The sequence below is a fragment of the Kitasatospora sp. NPDC057692 genome (assembly GCF_042799475.1).
Classification (GTDB): Bacteria; Actinomycetota; Actinomycetes; order Streptomycetales; family Streptomycetaceae; genus Kitasatospora.
Genome location: NZ_JBHVIV010000087.1, coordinates 1 through 15,010 on the forward strand (window position 1 = coordinate 1; position 15,010 = coordinate 15,010).

The following is a 15,010-nucleotide window of genomic DNA, read 5'->3' on the forward strand; positions in this document are numbered from 1 at the left end:
AGCGGTTCGGGATAGGGGCCGTACTTGCCGATCGGCAAGTACGGCTCGATGAACTCCCACTCGCTGTCGGTCAGTTGCACACGGGTCACGCACCATGGTCTACCGGATCAGGGGCAACCGCGAGGGCGAAACCCGCAAATTGATCACAACCGAATACGCGCCCTAGCCGCTGCGAGCCGCTCCGGGGAGGCCCCGGCCCCGCTACTGCTCGGGCGAGCCGGGCAGGTCGAGGGTCACCCGCAGGCCGCCGGCCGGTTCGGGTGCCAGGTGGAGCTCCCCGTGGTGGGCCTCAGCGACGGCGGCCACGATCGCCAGGCCCAGGCCGTGGCCGCGGCGGGCCGGATCGCTCTCGGCGGTGCGCCCGCGTCCGCGCAGGAAGGGCTCGGTGAAGGTGGCCACGGCCTCCGCCGTCAGCTGCGGACCGGTGTTGGCGACGCCGAGGCGCACCCGTCCGGGCCGCTCCGGGTCGGCCCCGGTGACCAGGGTGACCCGCCCGTCCGCGGGCAGGTTGTGCCGCAGGGCGTTGTGGAGCAGGTTGACGGCCGCCTGGCGCAGCAGGACGGCGTTGCCGGTGGTCGGCGCGGGGTGCAGATCGGCGGTGATCCGGACGCCGCGGGCGGCGGCCTCGTCGCGGACGGCGGCCAGCGCCTCCCCCGCGGCGGCGGCGAGGTCGGTGGGGGCCAGATCGGGCGCGGTGTGGCCGAGGTCGGCGAGCTGGAGCAGGGCCTCGCTGATCTCGATGCCGCGCTGGTTGGTGTCCTGGAGGCGGCCGACCAGCTTGTCCCAGTCCTGGCCGGCCGGGTCGGCGGCGGCGACCTGGAGCATGGTGCGGGTGATCGCCAGCGGGGTGCGCAGCTCGTGGGAGGCGTTGGCGGCGAAGCGCTGCTGGGCCTCGAAGGAGCGCTGGAGGCGGGCCAGCATCTCGTCGAAGGCGTCGGAGAGCTCCGTGAACTCGTCGCGCGGCCCGGTGAGGGCGATGCGGTGCTCCAGCGCCCCGCTCGCGGCCCGGTGCGCTGCCTCGGTGATGTCCTTGAGCGGGCGCAGCACCCGGCCGGCGATCAGCCAGCCGCCGACCAGGCCGACGGCGGTCAGCAGGGCCAGGGCGTAGCCGCTGGCGGTGAGCATCGCGCGCAGGATCTCCTGGCGGGAGGGGGCGTCCGCGCGGTAGCGCGGATTGGAGGAGGTGAGGGGGTAGTTGGGGACGTAGCGCATGCCGACGTAGACCACGGCGAGCGAGAGGGTGCCGGCGGTGACGGCGAAGAGGGTGTAGCTGAGGGTCAGCCGCATCCGGGCGGTCAGCCGGCGCGGGCGCGGGCGGTGCGGGCGCCCGGCGAGGGGGGTTCTGCTCACCGCCGGGGGCCCTCCTCGCCGAGGCGGTAGCCCACGCCAGGCACGGTCTGGATCATCCACGGGTCGCCGAGGCGTTTGCGCAGGCCGGAGATGGTGATCCGGACGGCGTTGGTGAAGGGGTCGGCGTTCTCGTCCCAGGCGCGTTCCAGCAGGTCCTCGGCGCTGATCACGCCGCCGCGCGCCGCCATCAGGACCTCCAGGACGGCGAACTGCTTGCGGGACAGGCCCACGTAGCGGCCGTCGCGGTAGACCTCGCGGCGGAAGGGGTCCAGGCGTACTCCGGCGTACTCCAGGACGGGCGGGGCGGCCTGGGCCGGGCGGCGGGCCAGCGAGCGCAGCCGGACGACGAGTTCGGCGAGGTCGAAGGGCTTGGTGAGGTAGTCGTCGGCGCCGAGTTCGAAGCCGGCGACCTTCTCGTTGAGGCGGGCGGCGGCGGTGAGCATCAGGACCCGGCAGCCCAGGCCGCCCTCGACGATGCTGCGGCAGACGTCGTCGCCGTGGGTGCCGGGGATGTCCCGGTCGAGGACCACGACGTCGTAGCCGTGGACCGCCAGCCGCTCCAGCGCCGCGTCACCGTCGGTGACGATGTCGCAGGCGATCGCCTCCAGCCGCAGTCCGGCCTGGACCGCCTCCGCGAGGTAGATCTCGTCCTCCACCACCAGGACCCGCACGTGCCGTTCTCCCGTCTTCGCCGTTCACAGCCCATTGGACCCGATGGGGCCTATCGAAAACGTATCGGTCCGCGCAGACGTCCTCGAAACACGGCGCCTCCTCCAATGGTCACCGAACGCACCAGCACATCGGGAGGCAGCAATGGACACGCCCCGCACGAGGACGGGCACCGGGACGGGAACCGCGGTGGGCGCGGAGCGGGACACGGAGCCGGGCGCGCCCGCGGGGGCGACGGCACGGGCCGGACGGGGGCGGCTGGCCGCGGGCGCCTCGGCGGTGGCGCTGCTGGCCCTGACCGGGGCGTGCGCCGCCGACCCGCCGGGCACCCGGGCCGCCCTTTCCGCCCCGGCGGCCGCCGTCGGCTCCCGGACCGCGCCGGCCGCCGCCACGGGAGGCGCGACCGGCCCGACGGGAGCCGACCAGGGGACGGCCACGGCCTCCGCGACGGCCACGGCGACGGCCACCGGACCGGAGGCGGACGGCGAGATACCCGACGGCCGTACCCTGAGCCCCTTCGACACCGCCTCCCCGGCCGTGGGCAACCTGGACGCCCCGCTGCGCGAGGCCCTCCAGCGGGCGGCCACCGATGCCCGGGCCCAGCGCATCGAGATGACCGTCACCTCCGGCTGGCGCAGCAGGGCCTACCAGCAGCGGCTGCTGGACCGGGCGGTGAGCAGGTACGGCGGCCTGGAGCGGGCCCGGCAGTTCGTCAACACGCCGGACAGGTCCGCGCACGTCACGGGCAAGGCGGTCGACGTCGGCCCGACCGACGCCGACTACTGGCTCATCCAGCACGGCGCCGCGTACGGGCTGTGCCAGGTGTACGCCAACGAGGTCTGGCACTTCGAACTGCTCACCCGGCCCGGCGGGACCTGCCCGGCGCAGCTCCAGGACGCCGCGGGATGAGGAGGCGCGTCATGACGGCGATCACGGCGGTCCTTCCCGAACCCCGCACCGACGCCGACCGGCCGTCCCGGCGGCGCCGGTCCACACCCCGGCGCCTGGACGCGCCCGGTCGGCGGCCCGGCCCGTGGTGGCGGCGCGGGCCGGTGCCCGCCGCGCTGGGGCTGCTCACCGCGCTCGCCCTCGGCGGCCACCGGCTGGTGCCGGACCTGGGCCTCGGCCTGGGCCGGCTCTGGGAGAGCGCCCTGCCCTGGAGCGGGCTGGTGCTCGCACCGGTGCTGCTGTGCGCGGCGCTGCGCCGGGCCCCGGCGGCGGCCTGCGCGGGCGGGGTGCTGGCCCTGGTGTGGGCGGTGGTGTTCGGGCCGGGGCTGCTGTCCGGCGGGACGGCGGGTGCGGTGGGCACCGCGGGTGCGGCGGGCGTCGGGGGCCTGACGGTGGTCACCCACAACGTCAACGCCGCCAACGGCGACCCGGCCGGCACCGCCCGCGCACTGCTCGCCGCCGGCCCGGACCTGGTCGCCCTGGAGGAGGTCACCGACGCCGCCCTGCCCGCCTACCGGGGCGTGCTCGACACGGCGCTGCCCCACTACGCGCGCACCGGCACCGTGGCCCTGTGGAGCCGCTACCCGGTGGCGGAGTCCCGGCGGCTGGTGATCGACCCCGGCTGGAACCGCTCCCTGCGGGCCGAGGTCAGCGCTCCGGGAGGCCCGCTGGCCGTCTACGTGGCGCACCTGGCCTCGGTGCGGACGACCCTCGGCGGCTTCGCCACCGCCCACCGCGACCGCGACATCGCCGCCCTCGCCACGGCCCTGGACGGCGAACCGCTGCGCCGGGTCCTGCTGCTGGGCGACCTCAACACGGCCTCCGGGGACCGCGCCCTCGCGCCGCTCACCGACCGCCTCACCCGCGCCGCCACCGGCTTCGGCTTCAGCTGGCCCGCGGCCTTCCCCGTGGTCCGGATCGACCACATCCTCACCCGCGGGCTCTCCGCCACGGACACCTGGACCCTCCCGGCGACGCGCAGTGACCACCGCCCGGTGGCGGCGAGGCTCACGGGGTGACACCGGCGCCGACCGCTCCGCCCCGGGAGGGACCGGGGCGCAGCGGTCGGCACCGGCGGCGTCCGGACTCAGCGGGTCGCGGCCCCGGCGTCCTGCGGCTGGACGGCGCACGCGTCGGCCACGTGCCGGCCGGCGAAGCCGAGGAAGGTGCCGAGGACGTGGCGGCACACCGCCGCCTCCTTCTCGTTGCGCGGGCCCTGGGCGGCGGCCGGCTGGGCGGCGCTCAGCGGCACGGCCAGCAGCGCGGCGGCCAGCAGCAGGACGGAACCGATCGCGCGGGCGGCGGATCTGGCGAGTGTCATGACGGCGGAACTCCTTGTCGGGTGGGCGATGGGACGAGCCATCTCCTACCGCACGCCGCTCCCCGCCGATCGGACCCTGCGCCGTTGGTGAGCGTGTCCCGGACAACCGGACCGGCCCCGCGGGTCGGGCCCGCCGGGCCGGTCCTGCGGCCCCCTCCGGGCCGGTCCTACGCCCCCCGCCCGCCGGGCCGGTCCGGGTCAGTCCTGCGGGCACGACGCGCCGGGCGAGGCGAGCACCCGCGCCGCGCAGCGGTGCCCGCGCGCGGCGGCCTCCCGCAGCCCGGCCCCGCCCGGCCCGGTGCCGGTCAGCCGGCCGTCCAGGAAGGCCGCGAGGAAGCCCGCCGCGAAGGCGTCGCCCGCGCCGGTCAGGTCGCGGACCTCGCCGACCGGCGGCACCGGCACGGTGAACGGCCGCTCCCCCGGCACGTCGATCGTGGTCGCCTCGGCGCCCGACTTGGTGACCACCGTGGTGGCCGCCAGCCGGTCCCGCTCCGGCCCCGGCCGGCCGTCGGCGAGCAGCCCCAGGTACGCGGACTCCTCCCGGTTGGCGAACAGCAGGGTGGGCGCGAGGTCGGCGGCGAGGGCGAGGAAGCGCTCGCGGCCGAAGCCCTCCAGCATGCCGGTCGAGGAGGCGTCCAGCGAGGTGGTGCCGCCCGCCGCCCGGATCCGGCGCAGCGCGTCGACGGCGGCCGTGCCGACCGGCTCCCCGTCGAAGGAGTAGGCGGGCACGTGCAGGTGGGTGAGTCCCTCCAGCCAGGCGTCCGGGACGGTCTCCAGCAGGGTGGCCGCACCCCGGTCGGGGAGCATGGTGCGCTCGCCCGCCTCGTCGATGAGGACGACGATGCTGCCGGTCCTGCCGCGCCGGGCGACCCGCACGTCCACACCGCGGCCCGCCAGTTCGGCGGTCAGGCCGTGCCCCGCCGGGTCGTCGCCGACGCAGCCGAGGAACCTGGTGGGGCACTGGCCGGCCGCGAAGGCGGCGACGTTGGCGGCGCTGCCGCCGCGCTGCCGGAAGACCCGGGCGTCGGAGTCGGTGCCGTGCCGCAGCGGGCCGGCCACCCAGACGACGACGTCCTCGACGAGGTCGCCGAGCACTCCGAGCACGCGTCAGCCCTCGTTCCGGGCGTTCCGGCCGACGGCCAGCGCGGTGGCGATCTCGCCGCCCAGCCGGACGTTGCCCCGGTAGACCTCGATGTTCACCTCCAGGCTGCGGCCCTGGGTGTCGCGCTGGATGAAGTCGAGCAGGAACGGGGTGGAGGAGTTGCCGGTGATGCCCCGGCGCTCGGCCTCGGCCCAGGCGCGGGTGAGCAGCGCGTCCAGCTCCTGCGGCGGGAGCTGCTTGTCGGGGTCGACCGGGTTGGCGATCAGGACCGCCTGCGGCAGCTGGAGGCCGTCGCGGGCCTCGATCACCTGGGCGGCCTCCTCGGGGCTGTCGACCCGGTAGCCGATCGCGTGGCCGGAATCGGTGACGTAGAAGCCGGGGTAGCGGCGGGTGCGGTAGCCGATGACCGGGATGTTGAGGGTCTCGAAGCGCTCCAGGGTGGCCCGGATGTCGAGGATCGACTTCACCCCGGCGCTGATCACGGTGACCGGGGTGGTGGCCAGGGTGGTCAGGTCGGCGGACTCGTCGAAGCTCTCCGAGGCGCCGAAGTGGACGCCCCCGAGGCCGCCGGTGGAGAAGACCCGGATCCCGGCGCGGTGCGCGAGGAAGGCGGTGGCGGCGACGGTGGTGCCGCCGTGGCGGCCGAGCGCGGTGATCACCGGGAGGTCGCGCAGGCTCGACTTGTCCAGGTCGTCGGACTCGGACAGCTCCTTGATCTGCTCGGTGGACAGGCCCACCGTGGGCACGCCCGCGAAGACGCCGATGGTGGCCGGGACGACACCGGTGGAGCGCAGCCGCTCCTCCGCCTCCAGCGCCACCTCCAGGTTGCGCGGCCGGGGCAGCCCGTGGGTGAAGATCGTCGACTCCAGGGCGACGACGGGGGCACCGGCGGCGACGGCCTCGGCGACTTCCTCGGAGATGCGGATGGGCAGTCCGGTCATGGCGGTGTGCTCCCTGTGAGGCTGCCACCACGGTGTGGCAGGGGTGGCTTCAGCGTAGGGAGCGATCACATCGGGATCCAGAATGAATACCGGCCCTTCTCATAGACTTCCGGCTATGAGTTTCACCCTGCGTCAGCTGGAGGTCTTCCTCGCGGTGGCCGACACCCTGCACTTCGGCCGGGCCGCCGAGCGGCTGCACATCTCCCAGCCGACGGTCAGCCAGGAGGTCGCCCGGCTGGAGCGGACCGTCGGGGTGGAGCTGTTCGACCGCAGCAGGCGGGCGGTGCGGCTGACCCCGGCCGGGGAGGTGATGGCCGCCGAGTCCGCCGGCCTGCTCGACCGGGCCGGGGCTCTGCTGGCACGGGTGCGGCTGCACGAGGAGGCCCGGCTGGGCACGGCGCGGATCGTCGCCTCGCCCACCGTGGTCAACCGGCTGCTGCCGGCCGTGGTCAGCCGGGCCGAGCGCGAGCTGCCGGACCTGGTCCTGGCCGAGCTGTCGGTGGACACCGGCCGGGTCTCGTCGACGCTCGCCGCCGAACTCGCCGACATCGGCCTCGGCCGCTTCCTCGACGAGGTGCCCGGCTACCGGCGGGAGCGGATCGCCGACGAGCCGGTGCGGGTCGCGCTCAGCCGGGACCATCCGCTGGCCGGGCGGGAGGCCGTCCGGCTGGACGAGCTGGGCGACCTGCCGCTGCTGCTGTGGCCGCGGGAGCAGAGCCCGCGCTACTACGACCACGTTCTGGCCCTGTGCGCCGAGCGCGGGGTGGAGCCGCCGGTGCTGGTCGGCCCGGCCCGGATCGTCGGCTCCCGGCTCTACCTGCTGGCGCAGAGCCGGGCGTTCTCGCTCGTCCCCGCCTCGATGACCGGCCACCTCACCGGGGACGTGGTCACCGTGCGGCTGGCCGGCCGGGCCACCCTGCCGCTGGAGTTGCAGTGGCGCCTGGACGACCGCCGCCCCGGGCTCGCGGCGCTGCGCGAGCTGATCCGCGAGGAGGCGGCCGTCCTGGAGGCGTTCTGACCGCTCCGACCGCTTCCGGCCGTGCCGACCGTTCCGACCCGCCGGGCCGCTCAGAACTGCAGCGACCAGCCCTTGACCGTGCCGGGGAAGTAGCCGCCGACGTCCGTCACCCGCAGCCGCCAGACCCCGGCCGCGGTGTGTGCGGAGGCGTCCACCCCGTACACGGCGACCAGGTTCGAGTAGGCCTCCCCGATGTCGGTGTCGTGCAGCAGGAACGCCGCACCGTCCGGGGCCACCAGTTCGACCTTGAGGTCGCCGCGCCACCAGTAGTCGATGTCCACGGAGACGTCGAGGTCGCGGGGCGCCTTGCCGGACACCCCGGTGACGGTGATCGGGGACTCGACGGTGCCCTTGCCGTCGAACGGAACCGGGCCGGGGGCGGCGAACTTCGGGCCGCGCGGCCGGTTGGGCACCGTGCCGGTGTACAGCAGGCGGTCCGGGGAGCCGGTGCTGAGCCCGTGCAGCGAGCCGACGGTCGCCGCCGAGGTCAGCGCCGCGGCCACCTGGGCGGGTGTGGCGGTCGGATGCGACGCCAGGTACAGCGCGGCGGCGCCCGCCGCGTGCGGGGAGGCCATCGAGGTGCCCGACATGGTGGTGCTCAGGCCGCCCATGTCGACCACGTGCCAGACCGAGGCGATGTCCACGCCCGGCGCGTAGAGGTCCACCAGCGGGCCGTAGTTGGAGAACGAGGCCTCGGCGTCGTCCCGGTCGCTCGCGCCGACGGTGACGGCGGTCGGCACCCGGGCCGGGGAGTGCTGGCTCGCGTCGATGCTCTGGTTGCCCGCGGCGACCGTGTAGGTCAGGCCCGCCGCGATGGACCTCGCGACCGCCGCGTCCATCACCGGGTCCGGCTCGCTGCCCAGGCTCATGTTGACCACGGCCGGGCGGACGGCGTGCTTGGTGACCCAGTCGATGCCGGCGACCACCTGCTCGGTGGTGCCCTCGCCGTCGTCGTTGAGCACCCGCACCGCCACGATCTTCGCGGCTTTGGCGACGCCGTAGGACGCGCTGGCCACCGTCCCCGCGACGTGGGTGCCGTGGCCGTGGCCGTCCTGCGCGACGTTGTCGTTGTCGATCGCGTCGTAGCCGTTCGAGGCCCGGCCGGCGAACTCCTCGGAGGTGACCCGCACCCCGGTGTCGATGATGTACGCCGTCACTCCGGCGCCCGCCGTGTCGGGATAGGTGTAGCGGTCGTCGTAGGGGATGCGGCGCTGGTCGATGCGGTCCAGGCCCCAGGACTCCGGACCCGTCTGCACGCCGTCGGCCCGCACCCGGCGGTTCTGCGAGACCAGCTCCACCGACGGATCGGCGGCCAGCCGCCGGGCCTGCTTCGCCGTGAGATCGGCCGAGAACCCGCGCAGCGCGGCATCGTAACTGCGCCGCACCGTCCCCCCGTAGGAACGGGCCAGCGCCGCCGCGCCGTCCGCCACCGAACCCGCCACCGCGGCAGCGGGCTTGAACACCACCAGATAGCTCCCGGGAACCGCGGCGGGCGACCCCTCACCCTGCACCACCCCCTCCTGGGCCGCCGCCGACGCGGGGAACACCCCGCCGGCGCCGACCACCAGGACCGCGGCCGTGCCCAGCACCCCGCAGACCCTTCGCAGACGTCGTCCAGAACCCATCGTCGAACCCCCTCCGGTACGAACCTCTCAGCAAGACTGACTCTTCATCAGATCCATGGCAATCAAAGACGGTTGTGCTTCGCCGACGACCGACCCGGGATCCGCCCGGACCGCTGGCGCGCGGCGCTCCGCCGGGACCGCTCAGAAGTGCAGGGCCCAGCCGTTGACCGTGCCGGGGAAGAACTCGCCGTAGGTGGTCACCCGCAGCCGCCAGACCCCGGCCGCGGTGTGCGCGGAGGCGTCGACGCCGAAGGTGGTGAGGACGTCCCCGCCGAGTTCCACGCGGTCGAAGTCGCGCAGCAGGAACACCGCGCCGTCGGGGGCGGCCAGCTCGACCTTGAGGTAGCCGCGCCAGTAGTAGTCGATGTCGACCACGACGTCGAGATCGCGCGGCGCCTTGCCGGACACCCCGGTGACGGTGATCGGGGACTCGAAGGTGCCCTTCCCGGTGAACGGCACCGGGGCGGTGGAGGCGAACCGCGCACCGCGCGTCCGGTTCGGCACCGTGCCGGTGTACAGCAGGCGGTCCGGGGAGCCGGTGCCGAGGCCGCGCAGCGAGCCGACGGTCGCCGCCGAGGTCAGCGCGGCGGACACCTGGGCGGGTGTGGCGGTCGGGTGCGACGCCAGGTAGAGGGCGGCGGCGCCCGCCGCGTGCGGGGCGGCCATCGAGGTGCCCGACATGGGGGTGCCGAGCCCCGGGAGGTCCGCCCAGAGCGACACCGACTCGATGTCCACGCCGGGCGCGTAGAGGTCCACCAGCGGACCGTAGTTGGAGAACGAGGCCTGCCCGTCGATCTTGTCGCTCGCGCCCACCGTGATGGCGCTCGGCACCCGCGCCGGGGAGTGGGTGTTCGCGTCGGCGTGCTGGTTGCCCGCGGCGACCGTGTACGGGATGCCGGCGGCGACGGCGCCCGCGACGGCGGCGTCCAGGACCGGGTCCACCTCCCCGCCCAGGCTCATGTTGACGACGGCCGGCCGGACGGCGTGCTTGGTGACCCAGTCGATGCCCGCGACCACCTGCTCGGTGGTGCCCTCGCCGTAGTCGTTGAGCACCCGCACCGCCACGATCTTCGCGGCCTTGGCCACCCCGTAGTTGCGGGCGGCGACCGTCCCCGCGACATGGGTGCCGTGGCCGTGGCCGTCCTGCGCGACGTTGTCGTTGTCGATCGCGTCGTAGCCGTAGGAGGCGCGCCCCCCGAACTCCGTCGAGGCGATCCGAACCCCGGTGTCGATGATGTACGCCGTCACCCCGGCACCCGCCGTGTCCGGATAGGTGTAGCGCTGGTCGAGCGGGAAGCGGCGCTGGTCGATGCGGTCCAGGCCCCAGGACTCCGGACCCGTCTGCACGCCGTCGGCCCGCACCCGGCGGTTCTGCGAGACCAGCTCCACCGACGGATCGGCGGCCAGCCGCCGGGCCTGCTTCGCCGTGAGATCGGCCGAGAACCCGCGCAGCGCGGCATCGTAACTGCGCCGCACCGTCCCCCCGTAGGAACGGGCCAGCGCCGCCGCACCGTCCGCCACCGAACCCGCCACCGCGGCAGCGGGCTTGAACACCACCAGATAGCTCCCGGGAACCGCGGCGGGCGACCCCTCACCCTGCACCACCCCCTCCCGGGCCGCCGCCGACGCGGGGAACACCCCGCCGGCGCCGACCACCAGGACCGCGGCCGTGCCCAGCACCCCGCAGACCCTTCGCAGACGTCGTCCAGAACCCATCGCCGAACCCCCTCCTGGTATGGACCTTTATGGACCTCTCCACCAGCCTGATGGATCGTCAATTCCCTGACAACCAACGGCTGTTGCTCTTCTGAGAAGATCGGACCGGGATCCGTGCGGACCGGCGGTGCACGGCGCGCCGAGACTGACACCGCACCGGGCGGTGCGCTATCTTCCGTACGGAATCGCCCTGTTGGGGCGGGGTTGCCGACCGGTGGGGGCAGGCACCATGCACAGCGCACGCGATGTCACGCAACCGGACGGGGAACCGGGCAGACCCGGCGTCCCCCGGATCACACCCTTCGTTCGCGGGCCGTTCACCGGCCTCGGCGAAGGCGACCTGCGGGAGCTCGGGCGGCTCGGCACCCGGCGGGTCTACGCTCCCGGCGAGGCCCTGATGATCGAGGGCCAGCCGGGCGACCGGGCCGCCCTCCTGCTGACCGGTTGCGTCAAGGTGGTCGCCGCCACCGAGGACGGCGGCGAGGCCCTGCTCGCCGTCCGGCTGCCCGGTGAACTCCTCGGAGAACTGGCCGTGCTGGACGGCGAGCCGCGCTCGGCCAGCGTCCTCGCGGTGCGTACCAGCACCACCCGGGAGATCGGCGGTCCGGCCTTCCTGGAGTTCCTCGCCGACCGGCCCGCCGCGGCCCTCGCCGTCCAGCGCTCGGTCACCCGCAAGCTGCGCTCGGCCACCCGCCACCGGGTCGACGCCGGCCACGGCACCGGCCTGGCCCGGCTCGCCCGCACCCTGCACACCCTGCTCGGCTCCTACGGCACGCCCGTCGAGGACGGCCTGCGGATCGACGTCCCGCTCAGCCACGCCGACCTGGCCGCGCTCGCCAGGCTCTCCCCCGCCAGCGTCGAGCGCTCGCTGCGCACCCTTCGCGGCCAGGGCGCCGTCCGCACCAGCTACCGCGAACTCGTCGTCCTCGACCGCCCCCTGCTCGCCCGGGCGGCCGGCGTACCGCTCCCCCCGGCAGGAGGCGGCCGGGCATGAGCCGCACCGCGACCCCCCGGCTGCGCCGGATCTGCCTGGTCGTCGACATCGAGGCGTACGGCGGCCGACCGTACCCGGTCCAGCAGAAGGTCCAGGAGCGGCTGGACCGGGCGCTGGACCACGCCTGCAAGCGGGCCGGCGTCGACCGGTCGCGCTGCGAGGCCCAGGACCGGGGCGACGGCCAACTGCTCCTGCTGCCGCCCGTGACCGACGAGGCGAAGGCGTTGCCGGGCCTGGTGCTCGGCCTGCGCGACGCGCTGCACACGCTCAACCAGGCGTCCGGCACCTCCGGCCGGCTGCGGATCCGGGCGGCCCTCGCCCAGGGCGGGGTGCAGCGGGCGCCGCTGGGCTACCTGGCCCGTTCGGTGGAGACGGCCTGCCGGCTGCTGGACTGCGCGCAGGCGCGGGCGGCGCTCAGGACCACGCCGGACACCGACCTGGCACTGGTGGTCGCCGACGACCTGTTCACCGACGCCTTCGCGACGGGTGCGAGCGGCGTGCCCGTCGAGGAGTTCACCGAGATCACCGTGGCGATCCCGGACAAGCGCTTCGAGGCGCGCGCCTGGCTGGCCACGCCCCGCTCGGGCGACCTGGTGGTCCTGCCCTCGCCCGCCCCGCCCGGCTCCCGCCGCCGGTCGGCGGGCTCGGCATTGCTGCGGGGCCTCGGCGACGCCCTGGTCGGCGCCGCCCTGGGCGCCACCCCGCACGTCCCCCACGACGACCCGCACCACCACCACGAGGACGGCCACGGGCACACCTGGCACGACCACCACGGCCACCACGGCCACACGGACAGCCGGGGCGACGAGGAGCACCACGAGCGCCACGGGCACGAGGCCGAGCAGCCGGCGGACTCCCCCACGGACCACCACGCGGACCACGACAACGGCCACGGGCCGCACCACGACGGCTACGGCGCCGACGTCTGGGCCGCCGACGACCCGCACCACCACCAGGACCCGCACCACGAGGACACCGGCACGCCGTACGACGACCACCACCACTCCCATGACACCCACCACGGCCACGACCCGCTCGACGGTTCGGCGGACCCCTGGTGGCACGGACCGCACCACTGAGGCGCTCCCCGGGAGCGATCGTCTCCGAAGCGCCGCGCCGGCGGGCACCGGCGCGCTAAGGTGGACGACGCACTGTCACGGGGAACGGGGGTCGCGGTGCCCGAGGCGCAACCCGCAGCGGAGGAAGCCGGACCGGTCGACGATCTCGCCGCACTGGCCCGGGAGTTCACCGGCGCGCTCGCCCGCGAGCAGCAGCTCGCCGAGCGCCGGGAGGACCTGATCGCCCGGCTGCACACCGAGCTGGAGCAGCTGCGGCGCGGCGATCTGGAGCGTGCGCTGGACCTGGTCCGCCACCCCCTGATCCGGCTGCACGACCAGATCCTGCGGCAGGCGGAGCTGCTCGACTCCCCGCTGACCGTGGACGAGTTGGGCGTACTCCTGCGCGCGCTCGCGGACGAGACGGCGGACGCCCTGGCCGGCACCGGCGTCGAGCGCTACACGGCAGCGGTGGGCGAGCCCTACGACCCGGCCCGGCACCGCCCGGTGGGGCGGGACACCGCCGCGGCCCCCGAGGAGGACCGCACGGTCAGCCGCGTCGTCTCGGCCGGCTTCGCCTCCGGCGACCGGGTGGTGCGCAAGTCCGAGGTGGTCGTGGCCCGCTGGGACCCCTGACGGCTGCGCGCTCCCCCGCTCCTGTTCGGTGAACCCCCTGGGAAGGGACCGCATGGCCGTCTACGGCATCGACCTCGGCACCACCTACTCCTGCGTCGCCTGCGTCGACGACGTCGGCCGGCCCACCGTGCTGCGGAACCTGGAGGGCTCCGACACCACCCCCTCGGTGGTGTACTTCGAGAGCGCGGACTCCACCGTCGTCGGCCAGAGCGCCAAGGACGCGGCCGTGCTGGACCCGGAGCGGGTGGTCCGGCTGATCAAGCGGGACATGGGCGAGTCGGTGCTCCGCGAGTTCCACGGACGCGCCTTCACGCCCGAGGAGGTCTCGGCCCGCATCCTGCGCAAGCTCGCGGACGACGCGCGGGTCAGCGGCGGGGCAGAGGTGCGGGACGTGGTGATCACGGTGCCCGCGTACTTCGGGCTCGCCGAGCGCGACGCCACCCGCAAGGCCGGGGAGATCGCCGGCCTGCGGGTGCTGGACGTCGTCGCCGAGCCGATCGCCGCCGCCCTTGACTACGGGGTGCTCGACACCGACGCCGAGCGCGACCGCTCCGTGCTGGTCTACGACCTGGGCGGCGGCACCTTCGACACCACCGTGCTGACGCTGCGCGGCACCGACCTCAAGGTGCTGTGCACCGACGGGGCCAAGGAGCTCGGCGGGACCGACTTCGACGACCGGATCGTGATGCACCTGGTCGAGGCGTTCCGCGCCCGGTTCCCCGAGGTGGACGACCCGCTGGCGGACCAGCACTCGGAGACCCAGCTGCGGCGGGACGCGGAGGACGCCAAGCGGGCGCTCTCCTTCCGCGAGCGCTACACCGTCCGCGTGATGCACCAGGGCCGGGTCGCCGAGGTCGAGTTGACCCGCGACCTGGTGGAGGAACTCACCCGCGACCTGCTCGACCGCACGGTCGAGATCACCCGGCGCACCCTGGCGCTGGCCCGCGAGCGCGGGGTCGGGCGGTTCGACGAGGTCCTGCTGGTCGGCGGCTCCACCAAGATGCCCGCCGTGGCGCAGCGGCTGCGCGAGGAGTTCGGCTTCGAGCCGAGGCTGCACAACCCCGATCTGACGGTGGCCCGCGGCGCCGCGCTGTACGCCCTCGACCGGGCCCTGTCCATCGTCAAGAGCGGTGACCTGCCCGCCTCCGGGGCCCCCGACCTGCCCGATACCGGCCGGATCACCCGGCAGGCCTACCAGGTCGCGACGGTGGCCGCGCGCGGCTACGGCATCCGCGTGCTGGACGTCGAGACGGACCGCGAGTACGTCAGCCACCTCGTCCACGCGAACGACGGCCTCCCGGCCGCGGTGACCGAGGACTTCTACACCGTCCGCGAGGGTCAGCGCCGGGTGCGGATCCAGGTGATGGAGCAGGCCGGCGCCGTCGAGTCCGAACAGCTCGACCACAACACCGTGGTCGCCGAGGGCGATCTGGACATCCCGCCGGGCAAGCCCGCGCGCTGGCCGTTCGCCTGCGAGTTCTCGCTCGGCGCCTCGGGGCTGCTGGAGGTGGTCGCCACCGAGCGCGAGACCGGTCGGCGGCTCGAACTGTCCGTGCAGATCGGCGGCATGACCGAGGCCGCGGTGGACGAGGCCAGGATCGCGCTGGGCCGCGAGCAGATCACCTGACGGCGGCG

At 74.9% G+C, this 15,010-nt stretch carries 14 protein-coding genes; 7 read left to right on the forward strand and 7 right to left on the reverse strand.

Annotated elements, in window-relative coordinates; all coding sequences use genetic code 11:
* Positions 1-201: 201 nt before the first annotated feature.
* The gene (locus tag ACFVFS_RS33665) at positions 202-1,350 is read right to left on the reverse strand and encodes a sensor histidine kinase (protein WP_380628673.1); all 1,149 of its coding nucleotides are present in this window, start codon (positions 1,348-1,350) and stop codon (positions 202-204) included.
* On the reverse strand, positions 1,347-2,021 hold the full coding sequence (locus ACFVFS_RS33670; protein ID WP_380628674.1) for a response regulator transcription factor: 675 nt from the start codon (positions 2,019-2,021) through the stop codon (positions 1,347-1,349). The genes ACFVFS_RS33665 and ACFVFS_RS33670 overlap by 4 nt, the downstream gene beginning before the upstream one ends.
* A gap of 142 nt (positions 2,022-2,163) precedes the next feature.
* Between ACFVFS_RS33670 and ACFVFS_RS33675 the strand changes: the two genes are divergently transcribed.
* Together ACFVFS_RS33675 and ACFVFS_RS33680 are read left to right on the forward strand one after the other, a co-directional pair.
* A complete protein-coding gene (locus ACFVFS_RS33675) occupies positions 2,164-2,928 on the forward strand; it encodes a M15 family metallopeptidase (RefSeq protein WP_380628675.1) in 765 nt (254 codons plus the stop codon).
* 11 nt (positions 2,929-2,939) lie between these two features.
* A complete protein-coding gene (locus tag ACFVFS_RS33680; protein ID WP_380628676.1) occupies positions 2,940-3,986 on the forward strand; it encodes an endonuclease/exonuclease/phosphatase family protein in 1,047 nt (348 codons plus the stop codon).
* 68 nt (positions 3,987-4,054) lie between these two features.
* Here the strand turns inward: ACFVFS_RS33680 and ACFVFS_RS33685 are convergent, their stop codons facing one another.
* The 3 genes from ACFVFS_RS33685 to ACFVFS_RS33695 all read right to left on the reverse strand — a co-directional run bounded on the left by ACFVFS_RS33685 (position 4,055) and on the right by ACFVFS_RS33695 (position 6,331).
* Entirely contained in the window at positions 4,055-4,288 is a 234-nt protein-coding gene (locus tag ACFVFS_RS33685; protein ID WP_380628677.1) for a hypothetical protein, read from the reverse strand.
* 198 nt (positions 4,289-4,486) lie between these two features.
* Positions 4,487-5,392 carry a carbohydrate kinase family protein gene (locus ACFVFS_RS33690; RefSeq protein WP_380628678.1) on the reverse strand — a complete coding sequence of 302 codons (906 nt, stop codon included), beginning with the start codon at positions 5,390-5,392 and terminating at the stop codon, positions 4,487-4,489.
* Between the two features lie 3 nt (positions 5,393-5,395).
* Entirely contained in the window at positions 5,396-6,331 is a 936-nt protein-coding gene (locus tag ACFVFS_RS33695) for a pseudouridine-5'-phosphate glycosidase (protein ID WP_380628679.1), read from the reverse strand.
* Positions 6,332-6,446: 115 nt separating this feature from the next.
* Between ACFVFS_RS33695 and ACFVFS_RS33700 the strand changes: the two genes are divergently transcribed.
* Positions 6,447-7,349: a LysR substrate-binding domain-containing protein gene (locus tag ACFVFS_RS33700; protein ID WP_380628680.1), complete on the forward strand. Its 903-nt coding sequence runs from the start codon at positions 6,447-6,449 to the stop codon at positions 7,347-7,349.
* A 50-nt stretch (positions 7,350-7,399) separates the two neighbouring features.
* Here ACFVFS_RS33700 and ACFVFS_RS33705 read toward each other — a convergent pair whose 3' ends face one another.
* Complete coding sequence (locus ACFVFS_RS33705) at positions 7,400-8,974, reverse strand: S8 family serine peptidase (RefSeq protein WP_380628681.1); 1,575 nt, start codon at positions 8,972-8,974, stop codon at positions 7,400-7,402.
* Between the two features lie 141 nt (positions 8,975-9,115).
* Positions 9,116-10,690, reverse strand: coding sequence for a S8 family serine peptidase (locus tag ACFVFS_RS33710; protein ID WP_380628682.1), 1,575 nt, complete (start codon positions 10,688-10,690; stop codon positions 9,116-9,118).
* A 229-nt stretch (positions 10,691-10,919) separates the two neighbouring features.
* Here ACFVFS_RS33710 and ACFVFS_RS33715 point away from each other — a divergent pair, with 229 nt between their 5' ends.
* The 4 genes from ACFVFS_RS33715 to ACFVFS_RS33730 all read left to right on the forward strand — a co-directional run bounded on the left by ACFVFS_RS33715 (position 10,920) and on the right by ACFVFS_RS33730 (position 15,002).
* Complete coding sequence (locus tag ACFVFS_RS33715) at positions 10,920-11,684, forward strand: Crp/Fnr family transcriptional regulator (protein WP_380628683.1); 765 nt, start codon at positions 10,920-10,922, stop codon at positions 11,682-11,684.
* Positions 11,681-12,763 carry a hypothetical protein gene (locus ACFVFS_RS33720; protein ID WP_380628684.1) on the forward strand — a complete coding sequence of 361 codons (1,083 nt, stop codon included), beginning with the start codon at positions 11,681-11,683 and terminating at the stop codon, positions 12,761-12,763. Before ACFVFS_RS33715 ends, ACFVFS_RS33720 begins: the two co-directional genes overlap by 4 nt.
* A 96-nt stretch (positions 12,764-12,859) precedes the next feature.
* The gene (locus ACFVFS_RS33725) at positions 12,860-13,375 is read left to right on the forward strand and encodes a nucleotide exchange factor GrpE (RefSeq protein WP_380628685.1); all 516 of its coding nucleotides are present in this window, start codon (positions 12,860-12,862) and stop codon (positions 13,373-13,375) included.
* Between the two features lie 52 nt (positions 13,376-13,427).
* Positions 13,428-15,002, forward strand: a complete 1,575-nt coding sequence (locus ACFVFS_RS33730) for an Hsp70 family protein (RefSeq protein WP_380628686.1) — start codon at positions 13,428-13,430, stop codon at positions 15,000-15,002.
* Positions 15,003-15,010 lie beyond the last annotated feature (8 nt).